Here is a 15447-nt window from a genome sequence, read left to right as displayed (position 1 = left end):
GCAGATCCCACCATGATTCAGCAAGAAACTTTCCTCAATGTCGCTGACAACAGCGGCGCCAAACGCATCCAGTGCATCCGGGTGCTCGGCACGAACCGTCGCTACGCCCATGTGGGCGATGTGATCGTGGCGGCCGTCAAGGACGCCATGCCCAACATGGGCGTGAAGAAATCGGATGTCGTGAAGGCCGTGGTGGTCAGAACCCGTGCCACCCTCCGTCGGGATACCGGCAACTCAATTCGCTTCGACGACAACGCTGCCGTGATCCTCGGCAGCGACAACAATCCGAAAGGCACCAGGGTCTTCGGACCCGTTGCCCGCGAATTGCGTGAACGTAACTTCACCAAGATCGTTTCGCTCGCTCCGGAGGTGATCTGAGATGGCCACGGCAACCGTCAGAACCAAGCCCGCCGAGCGCATCAAGATGCGCATCCGCAAAGGCGACACCGTCAAGGTGATTGCCGGCAAGGACAAAGGCAAAACCGGCGAAGTGCTCCGCACCCTGCCGAATGAGAACAGGGCGATCGTGCAGGGCATCAACCTGCGCACCCGCCACATCAAACCCACCCAGGAAGGTGAGAGCGGCCGCATCGCCACCGAGGAAGCCTCTGTGCATGCCTCCAACCTGATGCTGTATTCCACCAGCGCGGCCGTGGCCAGCCGGGTGGAAATCGCCATCCAGGCCGACGGCACCAAGAAACGTCGTCTCAAGAAAACCGGCGAACTGATCGACTGATCCGTCAGCCGATCCAGTCCCGCTCCAGCTGCCACCCACGCTCCTTTCCTCCCTTCTTCGCTCTCTGACAACGTCCAGAAGCGCAACTCCTCCGCCCGCCATGTCACTCAAACAGCGCTACCGGGAGACGATCCAGCCCAAGCTGCTCAAGGATCTCAACCTCTCCAACATCCACGAAGTTCCCAAGGTGATGAAAGTCACCGTCAACAGGGGCCTCGGCGAAGCCGCCCAGAATGCCAAGGCTCTGGAGGCCTCGATCGCGGAGATGGCCACCATCACCGGTCAGAAAGTGGTGGTGACCCGGGCCAAGAAGGCGATCGCCGCCTTCAAGATCCGGGAGGGGATGCCGATCGGCGTGGCCGTCACCCTTCGTGGCGAGCGGATGTACGCCTTCCTGGAGCGTCTGATCAACCTGGCCCTGCCCCGAATCCGTGATTTCCGCGGCGTCAGCCCCAAAAGCTTTGACGGCCGCGGCAATTACACCCTCGGGGTTCGCGAGCAGATCATCTTCCCGGAAATCTCCTACGACAAGATCGACGCCATCCGCGGCATGGACATCACCATCGTGACCAGTGCCCGTACCGACGAAGAGGGCCGGGCCCTCCTCCGCGAGATGGGAATGCCGTTCCGCAGCAACTGAGCCCTCTTCGGACCCACCCATGGCCAACCACGACCCGATTTCAGACATGCTCACCCGCATCCGCAATGCGAGTGAGAAAAAGCACCAGACCACCAAGGTGCCTGCTTCCCGCCTCTCCCACAGCATCGCCAAGGTGCTCCAGAAGGAAGGCTTCATCGCCGAGATCAGTGAAGAAGGCGAAGGGGTGTTGAAGCACCTTGTGCTTGAGCTGAAATACAGCGGCAAGCATCGCCAGCCCACGATCCGCTCTGTCCAGCGGGTCAGCAAGCCTGGCCTGCGCATTTACAAGAACACGCGGCAGTTGCCCAAGGTGCTCGGCGGCCTTGGTGTGGCGATCATCTCCACCTCCAGGGGTGTGATGAGCGACCGTGATGCCCGCAAGCAGGGCGTCGGCGGTGAAGTGCTCTGCTACATCTACTGATCTGAGAGCCAACCATGTCACGTATAGGTAAAGCTCCGATTCCCATCCCCGACAAGGTGTCCATCACCTTGGATGGACTGGCGGTATCGGTCAAAGGTCCCAGGGGTGAACTCAGTCGCGTCCTTCCCGATGGCGTGGTGATCAGCGAGGAGAAGGGCACCCTGCTGGTCGCCGCGGCCGATGGAACCCGGCGCTCCCGGGAGCGCCACGGCCTCTGTCGCACCCTGGTGGCCAACATGGTCGAGGGCGTGAGCAAGGGCTTCACCCGCAAGCTCGAAATCATCGGGGTCGGCTACCGCGCCCAGGTGCAGGGCCGCAAACTGGTGGTGAGCGCCGGCTACAGCCACCCCGTCGAAGTCAACCCTCCCGAGGGCATCACTTTTTTGGTGGAGAACAACACCCAGGTGCTGGTCTCCGGTTCCGACAAGGAGCTGGTGGGCAACGAAGCCGCCAAAATCCGCGCCATCAGGCCACCCGAGCCCTACAAGGGCAAAGGCATCAAGTTCGAGGGTGAACGCATCCTGCGCAAAGCCGGCAAAACCGGCAAGAAATGAGGACGGCCTGAGCCTCCCTATCCCTACCTGCCATGTCCACCGTTTCCCGCAAACAGCAGACCCAGAAGCGTCACCGCCGCCTGCGTCGCCACCTCAACGGCACCGCCATGCGCCCGCGCCTGGCCGTGTTCCGCTCCAACAACCACATCTACGCCCAGGTCATCGACGACGAAGCCCAGAGCACCCTCTGCGCCGCCTCGACCCTCGACAAGGACCTGCGCACCAGCCTCGAGGCCAGCGCTTCCTGCGATGCCTCCGTGGCGGTGGGTCAGCTGGTTGCCCAGCGGGCACTGGCCAAGGGCATCCAGCAGGTCGTGTTCGACCGCGGTGGCAAGCTGTACCACGGTCGGGTCAAAGCCCTTGCCGACGCTGCCCGGGAAGCGGGCCTCGAGTTCTGAACCGGATCCAACCATGAGCGAAATCAACCAACAGATCCAGTCCAGCGAGATTCCCGGGGCCGCCGATGTTCCGGCCGCTGCCGAGGGCCAGCAGGAGCGGCGCGGCGGCCGGGGAGGTGCTGATGCCAAAGGAGGCGACCGACGCGGAGGTGGACGGCGGGGCGACAACCGCCGTGGCCAGGAGCGCGACTCCGAATGGCAGGAACGGGTGGTTCAGATCCGCCGGGTCTCCAAGACCGTCAAGGGCGGCAAGAAAATGAGCTTCAGGGCCATTGTGGTGGTCGGCAACGAACGGGGCCAGGTGGGCGTCGGCGTCGGCAAAGCCGGTGACGTGATCGGAGCGGTTCGCAAGGGCGTGGCGGACGGCAAGAAGCATCTGGTCAAGGTCCCCCTCACCCGCACCAGCTCGATTCCCACTGACAGCCGTGGCGTCGACGGGGCCGCCAGCGTGCTGATGCGCCCCGCGGCCCCGGGCACCGGCGTGATTGCCGGCGGTTCGATCCGCACCGTGCTCGAACTGGCCGGCATCAAGAACGTGCTGGCCAAACGGCTGGGCAGCAAAACCCCGCTGAACAATGCCCGCGCCGCCATCCAAGCCCTGCAGGTGCTGCGGACCCACAAGGAAACCGCCAAAGAACGGGGCATTTCCCTTGAGCAGATCTACTCCTGAGCCCGTGATGACACTCTCCCTTCAAACTCTCAAGCCCCAGGCAGGCTCACGCCGCCGCAAACTTCGCAAGGGTCGCGGCATCGCCGCCGGCCAGGGCGCCAGTTGCGGCTTCGGCATGCGTGGCCAGAAATCCCGTTCCGGCAGCCCAACCCGCCCCGGCTTCGAGGGAGGCCAGATGCCTCTCTATCGCCGCTTGCCGAAGCTCAAGCACTTCACCCTGGTGAACCCCAAGCAGTTCACCGTTCTGAACGTCGCCAAGCTGGCTGGGTTGAAAGCCGGCAGCCTGGTCAATCTGGATTCCCTGGTTGAGGCCGGGCTGGTCACCAGTCCGAAGCACCCGCTCAAGATCCTCGGCAACGGTGATCTCGGGGTCAAACTCACGGTGCAGGCGGCAGCGTTCACCAGCAGCGCCCGCGAAAAAATCGAGGCCGCCGGTGGTCAGTGCGACCTGATCGGCTGACCTCCGATCGGGTTGTTCCCGTGCTGTTCGACCAAGCTGTTTGACAAGCCTGAGCCGTCTGCCCGCCGATCCCCGGCTGAGCAGGCGGCTTTCAGCATTGCTGTCCTTCCTCCGACCTTCGCCCGTTCACACCATGCTCGTCAGCCGGGGGCGCAACCCCAGTGCAGGGGAAATCATCATTCAACTGATCCAGTCCAAGGGGCTGCGCGACAGGGTGCTGACCACCCTCGGCCTCTTGCTGCTGGTTCGCCTCGGGATCTACATCCCGGTTCCCGGCATCGACCGGGTGGCCTTTCAACAGTTCATCCAGCAGGGGGGGCAGCTGATCGGCTTCCTCGACATCTTCACCGGCGGCGGCATCTCGACGCTCGGCGTGTTCGCCCTCGGGATCCTGCCATTCATCAACGCCTCGATCATCCTCCAACTGCTCACCGCCGCCCTGCCCCAGCTCGAAGATCTCCAGAAGAACGAAGGGGAGGCCGGCCGACGCAAGATCGCCCAGATCACCCGCTACGTGGCACTGGGCTGGGGAATTCTTCAGAGCACCGTCTTCGCCCTGATTCTTCGGCAATACGCCTTGCCTGGCGTTTCCCAGCCTGTCTTCGTGATTCAGACCAGCCTCGCCCTGGTCACAGGCTCGATGGTGGTGATGTGGATCAGTGAGGTGATCACCGAGCGGGGCATCGGCCAGGGGGCGTCCCTGGTGATCTTCGTGAACATCGTGGCCACCCTGCCCCGGGCACTCGGCTCCACCGTGGAACTGGCCCAGAGTGGCGACCGGGCCACGGTCGGAGGCATCGTGATCCTGGTGCTGATTTTCCTGGTCACGATCGTCGGGATCATTTTCGTTCAGGAAGGCAGCCGCCGCATTCCGATCGTGAGTGCCAAACGCCAGGTGGGGCAGGTCAGCATGCTGGCCGCCCGTCAGAGCTATCTACCGCTCAAGTTGAACGCCGGTGGCGTGATGCCGATCATCTTTGCCTCTGCGGTGGTGTTCCTGCCCCTCACGATCGCCAACTTCACCCGATCACCCTGGCTGATCCGCGTGGCGGGCTATCTGAACCCGAACAGCAGCACCCCCTGGCTCTATGCCCTCGTCTTCTTTGCCCTGATCTGTGGATTCTCGCTGTTCTACGCATCGCTCACCGTCAATCCCGTCGACATCGCCACCAACCTGAAGCGCACCGGCGTCGCCATCCCCGGGGTGCGGCCGGGCAGTGCCACGGCCAGCTATCTCGGCGGTGTGCAGAACCGGCTCACCCTGCTGGGCGGCCTGTTCCTCGGTGCCGTGGCGATCATCCCCTCGGCCGTGGAGGGGGCCACCCAGGTCCGTACATTTCAGGGGCTGGGAGCCACCTCCCTGCTGATCCTGGTGGGAGTGGCCATTGACACAGCCAAACAGGTGCAGACTTACGTGATTTCCCAACGCTACGAAGGAATGGTGCGCGAATGACCCATCGAATTCTTTTTCTCGGTCCTCCCGGCGCTGGGAAGGGCACCCAGGCCGAGCGGCTTGCCGAGCAGCGGCAGCTCCTTCACCTCTCCACCGGCGAACTGCTCAGAGCCGAAGTCCAGGCAGGCTCTGATCTCGGCCGCGAAGCCGAGGCGGTCATGGCCAGCGGCGAACTCGTCAGCGACCAGCTGGTGCTGGCGATCGTTCGCCAGCGGCTGGAGACGCACCACGGCGGTTGGTTGCTGGATGGCTTTCCCCGCAACCTGGCCCAGGCCGAATCCCTGAACCTGCTGCTCGAGGAACTGGATCAACCGATCCAGCAGGTGATGCTGCTGGAGCTCGACGACGAGAGCCTGGTCGAGCGGCTGCTGGGCCGCGGCCGCGCCGATGACAACGAAGCGGTGATTCGCAACCGCCTCGAGGTTTACCGGCAGCAGACCGAACCCCTGATCGGGTTCTACCGGGAGCGGAAGCTGCTGGAGCCGATCGAGGCAACCGGCTCGATCGAGGAGATCGCCGCCCGGATCCTGGCTGCTGTGGTATAGCTCTGTGGTAAGTTAGCTGTTTGAAAAATTGGAGAGCCGCCGCCCATGAAGGTGCGTGCATCGGTCAAGAAGATGTGCGACAAGTGCCGGGTGATTCGTCGCCATGGCCGGGTGATGGTGATCTGCACCAATCCCAAGCACAAACAGCGCCAGGGCTGACCTGAGCAAAGCTCCACACAGGCGGTCCATTGAGATCGCCATGGCCCGGTGTTTCACTGGGCCGCCCCTTCTGCCCAACTGATCGTTTCATTCGTGGCTCGGATTGCCGGTGTTGATATCCCTCGTGACAAGAGGGTCGAAATTTCGCTCACCTACGTCTATGGCGTGGGGCTGACGCGGGCCCAGCAGATTCTTGCCAAAGCGGGGGTCAGCCCTGACATCCGTGTCAAGGATCTCGACGACGCCGACATTCAGAAACTGCGTGTCGCCGCCGAATCCTTCACCCTGGAAGGCGACCTGCGCCGCCAGGAAGGGATGGCCCTCAAGCGCCTCCAGGACATCGGTTGCCTGCGGGGCCGTCGCCACCGCATGGGTCTGCCGGTCCGGGGCCAACGCACCCGCACCAATGCACGCACCCGCAGGGGTGCCCGCAAAACCGTGGCCGGCAAGAAGAAGTAAGCCGACTCCCTGCCTGAGCTCCTGATTGGGGCGCTCAGCTCCTCCATTCCCCTACCACAGGCCACTGTCCATGGCGAAGCCAGCCAAGAAAACCGGCGCCAAAAAATCGAAGCGCAACGTACCGAACGGTGTTGCCCACATCCAGAGCACCTTCAACAACACGATCGTGTCGATCACCGACACGGCCGGCGAGGTGATCTCCTGGTCATCCGCTGGAGCCAGCGGATTCAAAGGGGCCCGCAAAGGCACCCCGTTCGCCGCCCAGACAGCAGCCGAGGCAGCCGGACGTCGCGCCCTGGAGCAAGGCATGAGGCAGATCGAGGTACTGGTCAGAGGTCCTGGTTCCGGCCGTGAAACCGCCATCCGCGCCTTGCAGGTCGCTGGTCTTGAGATCACCCTGATCCGCGATGTCACGCCTCTCCCCCACAACGGCTGCCGCCGTTCCAAGCGACGCCGGGTCTGATCCCGCTTGCCACACCAGCCTTCGGGCGTCCCTTCACACCACCTTCAGGCCGTGCATCAGTATCAGATCGACCGCGTAGAGCACCAGATTGCCGACGACCGCTCCCAGACCGGAGTGTTCGTGATCGGCCCCCTCGATCGTGGCCAGGCTGTCACCCTCGGCAATGCCCTGCGCAGGGTGCTGATGGGAGGCATGGAGGGCAGCGCCATCACGGCCGTGAGGATTGCCGGGGTGAACCACGAGTACGCCACCGTGCCAGGGGTTCGCGAAGATGTTCTCGACATCCTCCTGAACTGCAAGGAGGTCGTTGTCAACAGTCGCAGCCGCGACCTTGAAATCGGCCGCCTGGTGGTCAACGGACCGGCCACCGTCACAGCAGCCGATCTGCAGTTCTCTTCCCAGGTGCAGGTGATCGATTTCGATCGCCCGATCGCCACCGTGGCTGATGGCCACAGCCTGGAGCTCGAAGTTCACGTCGAGCGCGGCGTTGGCTACCGGCCCGTCGACCGCCACCAGGAAGACACCAGCTCCATCGATCTTCTCCAGATCGATGCGGTGTTCATGCCGGTGCGCCGGGTGAATTACACCGTGGATGAAACGGCCGTCGGCGAAGGCGGCTCAGCCCGCGAACGCCTCCGGCTCGACATTCACACCAGTGGCGCCATCACCCCGGATGACGCCATGGCCCAGGCGGCGAATCAGCTGATCGCCCTGTTCCAGCCCCTGGCCAGCCTCACCATGGTCGAGGAGCCTGGGATTGAGCCCGACGTTTCCGCCGAAAGCCAGATCCCTCTTGAGGAGCTGAACCTTTCGGTCCGTGCTTACAACTGTCTGAAGCGCGCCCAGGTCAATTCCGTTTCCGATCTGATGGGCTTCAGCTACGAAGATCTGCTAGAGATCAAGAACTTCGGCTCCAAGTCTGCAGATGAGGTGATCGAGGCTCTTGAACGCATCGGCATCTCCCTGCCCCAGAGTCGGACCACCGCCTGAGCGGCCGCCTTCCTCATTCCCTTCAACGCACCAGAACCATGCGACACCAGTGCCGAGTCCCTCTGTTAGGGCTCCCCGCCGACCAACGCAAAGCGCTGCTGCGTGGCCTGACCACCCAGTTGATCCGGGAAGGTCGTGTCACGACCACCAAAGCTCGCGCCAAGGCGCTTCGCAGTGAAGCCGAGCGGATGATCACCCTGGCCAAGGAGGGCAGCCTCGCTTCGCGCCGCCGGGCGATCGGTTACATCTTCGACAAACAGCTGGTCCACGCCCTGTTCGACAAGGCCCAGGAGCGCTACGGCGAGCGCCAGGGTGGCTACACCCGGATCATCCGCACCGTGCCACGGCGCGGCGACAATGCCGAGATGGCCATCATCGAGCTGGTCTGAACACCCCCCGGAGAATCGCTCTCTGCCTGCAATACGAAGGCTCAGCCTTCTGTGGATGGCAGCGTCAGAGGGGTCAGGCCAGTGTTCAGGCAACTCTTGAGGAGGCTCTGACGGCTCTTGATCCCCACAGGCCCATGCTCTGCGTGGCCGCAGGACGGACGGACAGCGGAGTTCATGCCGCTGCCCAGGTGGTTCATTTCGAGGCCGTCGGGCCGATTCCGGCCCAGCGCTGGCCCAAGGCCCTCAACGGTCGGCTGCCGCCGACACTCCGGGTGCGCGCCGCCGCCGAGGTCAGGCCTGATTGGCATGCCTGTTTTTCAGCGCATTACCGGCGCTATCGCTACACGATCTACAACGGCCGCACCCCCAACCTTTTCCTGGCTCCGTTCAGCTGGCACCTGCATCAGCGCCATCTCAACGAGCGAGCCATGGCACAGGCCCTTGAGGGGATGCTGGGCTACCACGATTTTGCGGCGTTCCGCAAGGCCGGAAGCCGCAGGAGTCATTCGCGAACCACGATCCAGGCCGTCCACCTGGAGCGGCAGGGGGATCAGATCATCATCGAGGTCCAGGCCAGTGGCTTCCTCTATGGAATGGTGCGATTCCTGGTGAGGCAGCTCGCCCTGGTCGGAGAAGAGAAACTGACACCAGCAGCCTTTGAACAGCGCTGGAGGACAAGGGCGCGGCAGGACGTCAAGGAGGCGGCCCCTCCCCAGGGGCTGTGTCTCCTGCGGGTGGGCTACGGCGAGGAGCTGTTCCCCAAAGAGCTCTGGTTCGATTGCCAACCACGGTTCGTCCTGGCCAGCACGGATCCACCAGCGGCGAGCCAGGGAGGGGGTCCCCATGACGAGCTAAGCTGAAAAGCTGTGAATGCACAAAGCGGAAGGCGCCTCAGCGTGTTCCCTGTACGTTCCAAACCTGTCCAGCCCCTTCCTGTGAGATGGGGCGTTATCTGAATCCGGCCTGCCGGCGCGATGAACAAGACCTCCGTTCCTTCCCTGGATTCCCTCGAGCGCCAGTGGTACTTGGTGGATGCTGAGAACCAGACCCTCGGCCGCCTGGCCACCGAAGTGGCCAGCGTGCTGCGGGGCAAGAACAAACCTTGCTTCACGCCCCACCTGGACACCGGTGATTTCGTCGTCATCGTGAACGCCGACAAGATCCGCATCAGCGGCAACAAGGCCAGCCAGAAGATCTATCGCCGCCATTCCGGCAGGCCCGGGGGCATGAAAACCGAAACCTTCACCGCCCTGCAGGCCCGTCTGCCGGAGCGGATCGTCGAAAAGGCGATCAAAGGAATGCTCCCCCACAATGCCCTGGGTCGTCAGCTGTTTCGCAAACTCAAGGTCTACAAGGGTGCTGAACACCCTCACGCGGCCCAGCAGCCCAAGATCCTGACCCTCGATCCTTCCGCCACCGCCCAATGAGCAGCCCATCCAACCGCGTTGTCTACTGGGGAACCGGCCGCCGTAAAACCGCCGTTGCACGGGTTCGGGTCGTCCCCGGCACCGGGACGATCACCATCAACGGACGCCCCGGGGACCACTACCTCAACTTCAATCCCAGCTATCTCGCAGCGGTGAAAGCCCCACTGGACACCCTGGGTCTTGCCACCGCCTACGACCTTCTCGTCAATGTCAAGGGTGGTGGCCTCACCGGCCAGGCTGATGCGATCAAGCAGGGAGCGGCGCGCGCCCTCTGTGAACTCTCCCCTGACAACCGCAAGCCGCTCAAGACGGAAGGTCACCTCAGCCGGGATCCCCGTGCCAAGGAACGCCGCAAGTACGGCCTCAAGAAAGCCCGTAAGGCTCCCCAATTCTCCAAGCGCTGACCCCTCCCATGCCCAAGGCCGACATCCACCCCACCTGGTATCCCGAAGCCAAGGTGATCTGCAATGGAGAAGTGGTCATGACCACCGGCTCCACACACCCTGAGCTCCATGTCGACGTCTGGAGCGGCAATCACCCCTTTTACACCGGCACCCAGAAAATCCTCGATACCGAGGGACGGGTTGATCGTTTCATGCGGAAGTACGGCATGGGTGGCGTTGACACGGCAGCCGCCAAGCCAGCTCCCGAAGCCAGCTCGAACGACACCGCTGCCTGACGCTTCGCCATGGCAGCGGATTCGGCTTCTCCAGAGGAGACCTGATCCATCCCTGGCTTGGCAGGTCGAACGATTTTTTCGTGCTGCTCTGGCGGATCTCGGCTGATGGACATCACCTTCCTGGCAGACCGGCTCCAGGCAGCCTCCAGCACTTTCGCGGCACTGGAACAACAGCTGGCCGACCCCGAGGTGGCCAGTGACCCCGTCCAGCTCGAGCGCTTCGCCCGGGAGCGAGCCCGGCTCGAACCGTTGGTGCTTGGCCAGGATCAACTGAAGCTCCTGGAGCAAGAGGCCGCAGAAGCGAGGCGTCTGCTCAAGGAAAGCCGCGGAGACCTCGACATGGAAGTCCTGGTTCAGGACGAGTTAAGTGATCTTTCCGGCCGGATCGAGGCGATCCGCGAACGGCTGATCCTGGCTCTGCTGCCCAGCGATCCCCGCGACGAACGCAGTGTGATGCTGGAAATCCGGGCAGGAGCCGGTGGGGATGAGGCCTCTCTCTGGGCCGGTGATCTGGCCCGGATGTACGAACGCCACGCCCAGAGCCTCGGCTGGTCTGTCCAACCACTGAGTGCTTCCGAAGCCGACCTGGGCGGCTATAAGGAGCTGATCCTGGCCATCCGTGGTCAGGGGGTCTACAGCCAGCTGAAATACGAGGCCGGAGTGCACCGGGTTCAACGGGTTCCCGCCACCGAATCCCAGGGTCGGGTTCACACCTCCACGGCCACCGTGGCGGTGATGCCTGAGGCCGATCCGGTTGAGGTGCGGCTCGACCCCGCCGACCTGGAAATCAGCACGGCACGATCCGGCGGTGCCGGCGGCCAGAACGTCAACAAGGTGGAAACAGCCGTCGACCTGTTGCACAAACCCACCGGAATCCGGGTGTTCTGCACCCAGGAACGCTCACAGCTGCAGAACAAGGAGCGAGCCCTGGAGATTCTCCGGGCCAAGTTGCTCGAACGGGAAAGGGCCGAAGCCGCCGCCACCGAGAGCTCAGCCAGGCGGGCCCAGGTCGGCAGCGGCGATCGCAGCGAAAAAATCCGCACCTACAACGTCAAGGACAACCGGGTCACCGATCACCGCCTGAATCGAAACTTCAGCCTGGAGCCCGTGCTGGCAGGCCAGCTCGGCGAGCTGATCGGGGCCTCCGTCGCCGCCGATCAGCGCAACCGGATGGAGAAGCTGGCAGCCGAGGCCAGCGGAATCAGCTGAACGGGCCACCCGCGCGCGGCGTCCCGACAACCCAGAGATCGCCCCTCAGGCACCGATCACATACTTGGCCCATTCCCGGCGCCCGGAGCGGATCTGCCGGGTGGCTTCGAAATACAGGGTGCTCACGGGCCGGCGGGGCACCTTTGCCAGGGGCATGGCCGCCTCCCGCGGGGTTCGATTGCCTTTGCGAACGTTGCAGCGCAGGCAAGCCGTGGTGACGTTCTCCCAGCTGTCGACTCCACCGCGGCTGCGCGGGATCACATGGTCGATCGAAAGCTGCTCGCCCTGATAGCCGCAGTACTGACAGGCCTGTCCGTCGCGCTGGAAGACATTGCGGCGGGTCAGGGGCATCTGTTTGAACGGCACTCGGACGAACTGCCTGAGGCGAATGACCGTCGGCAGAAGCAGATCGCCTCGGATCCGATGACCAGAATCATGCTCAAGCCCTTCAGCCTTGCCCATCAACACCATCACGGTGGCCCGCCGCCAGGTGGTGATGTTGAGAGGCTCGTAGGAGGCGTTGAGGACAAGAACCTGGCTCATGGCGCTCTGCCCATGGCGTGATGCCAGATCCAATCGATATTTCAATGTTAGTCGCTCCGCTCCAGTCTGCATTCCATCCGCCCTACGGTCGGAGAGAATGCACTGCTCAGGTCGGCTGACCGACCACAGCCTGATCCCGGATTCAGCTTTGATGGCCGCCGCCTCTGAAACGACGGCTCCCTCCTGTCGCCTCCACCCCCGTCAACGGGCCTGGGTGGAGATCGACGAGGGCGCGATCAGCCGCAATGCCCGCAGTCTTCGGGCCTTCCTGGCACCAGGCTGCGAGCTGATGGCGGTGGTGAAGGCCGATGGCTACGGCCATGGTGCACTGCCGGTGGCGCGGGCCGCCCTGCAGGGCGGTGCCGGCTCGCTTGGGGTAGCCACATTGCAGGAGGGAGTGGAGCTGCGCCAGGCCGGAATTCAGGCGCCCTTGCTCGTGATGGGCAACCTGGTCCAACCGGAAGACCTTGCCCATTGCCTTCACTGGGGGCTGATGCCGACGATCAGCAGCAGCCGGGAAGCGCAGCTCTGCCAGAATCTGGCCACGGGCAGCGGCCGAACCATGGCCGTCCATCTCAAGCTCGACACCGGCATGGCTCGCCTTGGCGTCGCCTGGGCCGAGGGGGCCAAGCTGCTGGCATTCCTGAACCAGCTTGATGCCGTCGCCGTCGGCGGGGTGTACTCCCACCTGGCCGGTGCCGACGCAGCGGACGGCGGTGTCAGCGGCCTGACCGCGCTGCAACAGCAGCGTTTTGACAGCGCCCTGCAGGCGATGGGCCGCGCTGATCTGAGCACCGGTCGACGTCACCTGGCGAACTCCGCCGGAACCCTGCGCTGCCCCACACTTCACTACGACCTGGTGCGGGTGGGTCTCGCCCTCTACGGCCATTCTCCCGCTCCCCATCTGGCGGGATGCCTGCCCCTCGCGCCCGCCATGGCCGTTCGAGCCCGGGTCACCCTGCTTCGTGACGTGCCAGCCGGGGTCGGGGTCAGCTACGGGCACCGATTCCAGACGAACCGTCCGAGCCGGTTGGCTGTGGTGGCGATCGGCTATGCCGATGGTGTGCCAAGACAACTGTCCGATCAGATGGACGTCCTGTTCGCCGGAACGCGGCTGCCCCAGCTGGGGGCCATCACCATGGATCAGCTGATGATCGATGCCACCGATTGCCCCCAGCTGGCCGTGGGTTCCGTGGTGACCCTGCTGGGTCGGGATGGCGGACTGGCGATCGCCCCCCAGCAATGGGCCGAGGCCTGCGGAACGATCGCCTGGGAGATCCTCTGCGGTTTCAAGCACCGCCTGCCCCGATTGCTGGCCGGCGAGAGCAGGCTGGAGCGCTGATAAGCTCTACCTGCCTCTGGAGAGGTGGCTGAGTGGTTGAAAGCGGCTCCCTGCTAAGGAGTTACAGGAGGCAACTTCTGTCGAGGGTTCGAATCCCTCCCTCTCCGTTCCCGATGCACCCTGCCTGCCTGGGCAGGCTGCCGAAGCTCAGGCGCCTGGGCAGATCTCCCTTCGGCAGGCTTCGCTGAGGCTTTTTGCCAGGCCGGGCAGAAGGCTCTCATCGCCGGCCCGCTCCGCCCCCTCCGTGAACACCACCAGCAGGAAGGGCTGATGGCCATCGATCTCCACATAGGCGGCGTCGTGGCGAGCCTGACTCATCCAGCCGGCCTTGCTCCAAAGCCTCGCCCCTTGCGGAAGCCCCTCGCCGAGAAATCCATCCACCTGGTTCTCGGGATCGGCAGCACGCTCGGTTGAATCCAGTGATCGCTGCAGCAACTGACGCATCCGGGCGCTGGCCGGTGGCGACACGCAGCTGCCGGCCACGATGGCGTGCAGCAACCGGGCCGTGGCCTCGACATTGAGCCTGTTGCGGTTCTCGAGCGCCGGTCCGTAAAACTGCCTCTCACGTCCGTAGGGTCCATCACCCCAGGTTTTCTGGCAGAGGTTGCACCCCTTCAGTTCCGGCCAGGCCAAGCCGACGAACCACTGATTGAGCAGCTGGCGCTGGGCGACCCAGGCCCGGAAGGGGACCTCGGGAAGCTCCGGACCACTTGTGGTTCCGCTCAGAACGTCCACCAGCAGAGAGGTGGCGTCATTGCTTGAATCACGGATCATGTCGGCCATGGCACGGCGCAGCTCGTCGCTGTCCTCGATCAGGCAACGCTGCAACCAGGCCTCCACTCCCGCCAGGATGAACAGCTTCACGACGCTGGCCGGGTAGGCGGCCTGATCGCCGCGCCAGCTGGCCCCGGCCGCCGGCTCAGCCCAGAACGCAGCCGGATCACTCAGGGAGTCAGCGCTGCCGACCAGGGAACGGTCGTAGCGAAGCCAACAGATCGAGAGCTGGCTGCCCAGGCCCGGCCGGCCATCAAGCTCCAGGGACCGGATCCGATCCTCCAGGATTACGCCCATCGCCCGATCCGGGCGGTAAAACGCCATCACTCGTGGCCGCAGGAATGCAGAGATTAGGCACCCAGCCCCAGGGAGATCGAGGCGAAGATCTGCCGACACCAGGCACGCCCGCCGCACCGGACTTACTGCTGGGTGGAAGTTGCTGGAGGCTGACAGCAGAGCTCGACGGCTACAGCGGAGCGCGGGGTCAGGGCCTCGCCACCCAGGCCAGCGCGGGCCGCCGGCTTCAGGTGCTGGAGCCGGCCGGATCGATCGGCAGGCTGAGGGTGAGGCTGCTTGAAGATGGCTACCCCTGCTGGCTGGAGCGGCGCGACCTGCTGGGCGCCGCCGTGGCGAGCAGAAAGCCACTCCCGCGGCTGCTGGATTCAGCCGCGATCACAGCCGCCATACCAGCCGTGATCGGCTACGCGAACCAGGCGGCCAGCCAGCCCAACCGCTACCTGTGGGGTGGCACCACAGGCCCCGACTTCGACTGCTCCGGCCTGGTGCAGAGCGCCTACGCCAGCACCGGGATCTGGATCCCGCGGGATGCCTATCAACAGGAGCGCTTCTGCCAACCGGTCGCCGTCAGGCCGGGAAGCTTCAGCCTGCTGCGGCCAGGGGATCTGATCTTCTTCGGCCGGCCGCAGCGCTGCACCCACGTGGCGCTCTACCTGGGGGAAGGTCGCTATCTGCACAGCTCCGGCCGGGAGCATGGTCATGACGGGCTGGCCATCAATCAGCTCACAGCCCATGATCAGGATCCGGTCGGCCGTCACTACAGAAACGAGCTGCGGGGGGCCGGCCGTGTTGTGCGCTGCCATGACGGCACCACCCTGCCCTGAGGCCCTGCCGGAGAC

The 15447-nt window shown here is 64.2% G+C and carries 24 protein-coding genes and 1 tRNA gene; 23 read left to right on the top strand and 2 right to left on the bottom strand.

The genetic code is table 11. The features are described 5' to 3' along the window. Positions 1 to 12: 12 nt before the first annotated feature. From rplN to prfA, 20 genes are all read left to right on the top strand, one after another. On the top strand, positions 13 to 378 hold the full coding sequence (gene rplN, locus KQ307_RS09855; protein ID WP_259727863.1) for a 50S ribosomal protein L14: 366 nt from the start codon (positions 13 to 15) through the stop codon (positions 376 to 378). A gap of 1 nt (position 379) precedes the next feature. Beyond that, positions 380 to 736 (top strand): 50S ribosomal protein L24, encoded by a 357-nt coding sequence (gene rplX, locus KQ307_RS09850; protein ID WP_259700784.1) that lies wholly within the window; start codon positions 380 to 382, stop codon positions 734 to 736. 100 nt (positions 737 to 836) lie between these two features. Further along, the gene (rplE, locus tag KQ307_RS09845) at positions 837 to 1376 is read left to right on the top strand and encodes a 50S ribosomal protein L5 (RefSeq protein ID WP_259700783.1); all 540 of its coding nucleotides are present in this window, start codon (positions 837 to 839) and stop codon (positions 1374 to 1376) included. A gap of 19 nt (positions 1377 to 1395) precedes the next feature. Next, positions 1396 to 1797: a 30S ribosomal protein S8 gene (gene rpsH, locus KQ307_RS09840; protein ID WP_259700782.1), complete on the top strand. Its 402-nt coding sequence runs from the start codon at positions 1396 to 1398 to the stop codon at positions 1795 to 1797. Positions 1798 to 1811: 14 nt separating this feature from the next. Then, entirely contained in the window at positions 1812 to 2351 is a 540-nt protein-coding gene (gene rplF, locus KQ307_RS09835; RefSeq protein ID WP_259700781.1) for a 50S ribosomal protein L6, read from the top strand. Positions 2352 to 2383: 32 nt separating this feature from the next. Further along, the gene (gene rplR, locus KQ307_RS09830) at positions 2384 to 2749 is read left to right on the top strand and encodes a 50S ribosomal protein L18 (RefSeq protein ID WP_259700780.1); all 366 of its coding nucleotides are present in this window, start codon (positions 2384 to 2386) and stop codon (positions 2747 to 2749) included. 13 nt (positions 2750 to 2762) lie between these two features. After that, positions 2763 to 3419, top strand: a complete 657-nt coding sequence (rpsE, locus tag KQ307_RS09825; protein WP_259700779.1) for a 30S ribosomal protein S5 — start codon at positions 2763 to 2765, stop codon at positions 3417 to 3419. Positions 3420 to 3426: 7 nt separating this feature from the next. Beyond that, entirely contained in the window at positions 3427 to 3879 is a 453-nt protein-coding gene (gene rplO / locus KQ307_RS09820; protein ID WP_259700778.1) for a 50S ribosomal protein L15, read from the top strand. A 133-nt stretch (positions 3880 to 4012) separates the two neighbouring features. Further along, complete coding sequence (gene secY / locus KQ307_RS09815) at positions 4013 to 5332, top strand: preprotein translocase subunit SecY (RefSeq protein ID WP_259700777.1); 1320 nt, start codon at positions 4013 to 4015, stop codon at positions 5330 to 5332. Next, on the top strand, positions 5329 to 5877 hold the full coding sequence (locus KQ307_RS09810) for an adenylate kinase (protein WP_259700776.1): 549 nt from the start codon (positions 5329 to 5331) through the stop codon (positions 5875 to 5877). The genes secY and KQ307_RS09810 overlap by 4 nt, the downstream gene beginning before the upstream one ends. Positions 5878 to 5922: 45 nt before the next feature. Then, a complete protein-coding gene (gene rpmJ, locus KQ307_RS09805) occupies positions 5923 to 6036 on the top strand; it encodes a 50S ribosomal protein L36 (RefSeq protein WP_006173336.1) in 114 nt (37 codons plus the stop codon). Between the two features lie 93 nt (positions 6037 to 6129). Beyond that, entirely contained in the window at positions 6130 to 6495 is a 366-nt protein-coding gene (gene rpsM, locus KQ307_RS09800; RefSeq protein ID WP_259700775.1) for a 30S ribosomal protein S13, read from the top strand. 70 nt (positions 6496 to 6565) lie between these two features. Further along, positions 6566 to 6958: a 30S ribosomal protein S11 gene (gene rpsK / locus KQ307_RS09795; protein ID WP_259700774.1), complete on the top strand. Its 393-nt coding sequence runs from the start codon at positions 6566 to 6568 to the stop codon at positions 6956 to 6958. A gap of 51 nt (positions 6959 to 7009) precedes the next feature. Further along, a complete protein-coding gene (locus KQ307_RS09790; RefSeq protein ID WP_259700773.1) occupies positions 7010 to 7948 on the top strand; it encodes a DNA-directed RNA polymerase subunit alpha in 939 nt (312 codons plus the stop codon). A gap of 38 nt (positions 7949 to 7986) precedes the next feature. Then, the gene (gene rplQ, locus KQ307_RS09785; protein ID WP_259700772.1) at positions 7987 to 8337 is read left to right on the top strand and encodes a 50S ribosomal protein L17; all 351 of its coding nucleotides are present in this window, start codon (positions 7987 to 7989) and stop codon (positions 8335 to 8337) included. Further along, positions 8334 to 9197, top strand: a complete 864-nt coding sequence (gene truA, locus KQ307_RS09780) for a tRNA pseudouridine(38-40) synthase TruA (protein WP_259700829.1) — start codon at positions 8334 to 8336, stop codon at positions 9195 to 9197. Before rplQ ends, truA begins: the two co-directional genes overlap by 4 nt. A 114-nt stretch (positions 9198 to 9311) precedes the next feature. Then, a complete protein-coding gene (gene rplM, locus KQ307_RS09775; protein WP_259700771.1) occupies positions 9312 to 9764 on the top strand; it encodes a 50S ribosomal protein L13 in 453 nt (150 codons plus the stop codon). Beyond that, positions 9761 to 10168 (top strand): 30S ribosomal protein S9, encoded by a 408-nt coding sequence (gene rpsI, locus KQ307_RS09770; protein ID WP_259700770.1) that lies wholly within the window; start codon positions 9761 to 9763, stop codon positions 10166 to 10168. The genes rplM and rpsI overlap by 4 nt, the downstream gene beginning before the upstream one ends. An 8-nt stretch (positions 10169 to 10176) precedes the next feature. Continuing rightward, a complete protein-coding gene (gene rpmE / locus KQ307_RS09765; RefSeq protein WP_259700769.1) occupies positions 10177 to 10443 on the top strand; it encodes a 50S ribosomal protein L31 in 267 nt (88 codons plus the stop codon). Between the two features lie 105 nt (positions 10444 to 10548). Continuing rightward, entirely contained in the window at positions 10549 to 11652 is a 1104-nt protein-coding gene (gene prfA / locus KQ307_RS09760) for a peptide chain release factor 1 (protein WP_259700768.1), read from the top strand. Positions 11653 to 11697: 45 nt separating this feature from the next. Here the strand turns inward: prfA and KQ307_RS09755 are convergent, their stop codons facing one another. Continuing rightward, positions 11698 to 12195: an HNH endonuclease gene (locus KQ307_RS09755; protein WP_259700767.1), complete on the bottom strand. Its 498-nt coding sequence runs from the start codon at positions 12193 to 12195 to the stop codon at positions 11698 to 11700. A gap of 151 nt (positions 12196 to 12346) precedes the next feature. Here KQ307_RS09755 and alr point away from each other — a divergent pair, with 151 nt between their 5' ends. After that, the gene (gene alr, locus KQ307_RS09750; protein WP_259700766.1) at positions 12347 to 13537 is read left to right on the top strand and encodes an alanine racemase; all 1191 of its coding nucleotides are present in this window, start codon (positions 12347 to 12349) and stop codon (positions 13535 to 13537) included. 18 nt (positions 13538 to 13555) lie between these two features. Then, positions 13556 to 13644 (top strand) — tRNA-Ser (locus KQ307_RS09745). Positions 13645 to 13684: 40 nt separating this feature from the next. On the opposite strand, the gene KQ307_RS09740 is transcribed toward KQ307_RS09745, so the two are convergent. Then, positions 13685 to 14635, bottom strand: a complete 951-nt coding sequence (locus KQ307_RS09740; RefSeq protein ID WP_259700765.1) for a class A beta-lactamase-related serine hydrolase — start codon at positions 14633 to 14635, stop codon at positions 13685 to 13687. Between the two features lie 17 nt (positions 14636 to 14652). Between KQ307_RS09740 and KQ307_RS09735 the strand changes: the two genes are divergently transcribed. Then, positions 14653 to 15432, top strand: a complete 780-nt coding sequence (locus KQ307_RS09735; RefSeq protein ID WP_259700764.1) for a C40 family peptidase — start codon at positions 14653 to 14655, stop codon at positions 15430 to 15432. The last annotated feature ends 15 nt before the right edge of the window (positions 15433 to 15447 follow it).

Origin of the sequence: Synechococcus sp. CS-1326 (assembly GCF_025128115.1) — a bacterium.
Lineage (GTDB): Bacteria > Cyanobacteriota > Cyanobacteriia > PCC-6307 > Cyanobiaceae > Regnicoccus.
This window is presented reverse-complemented; position numbering and strand designations above follow the sequence as displayed.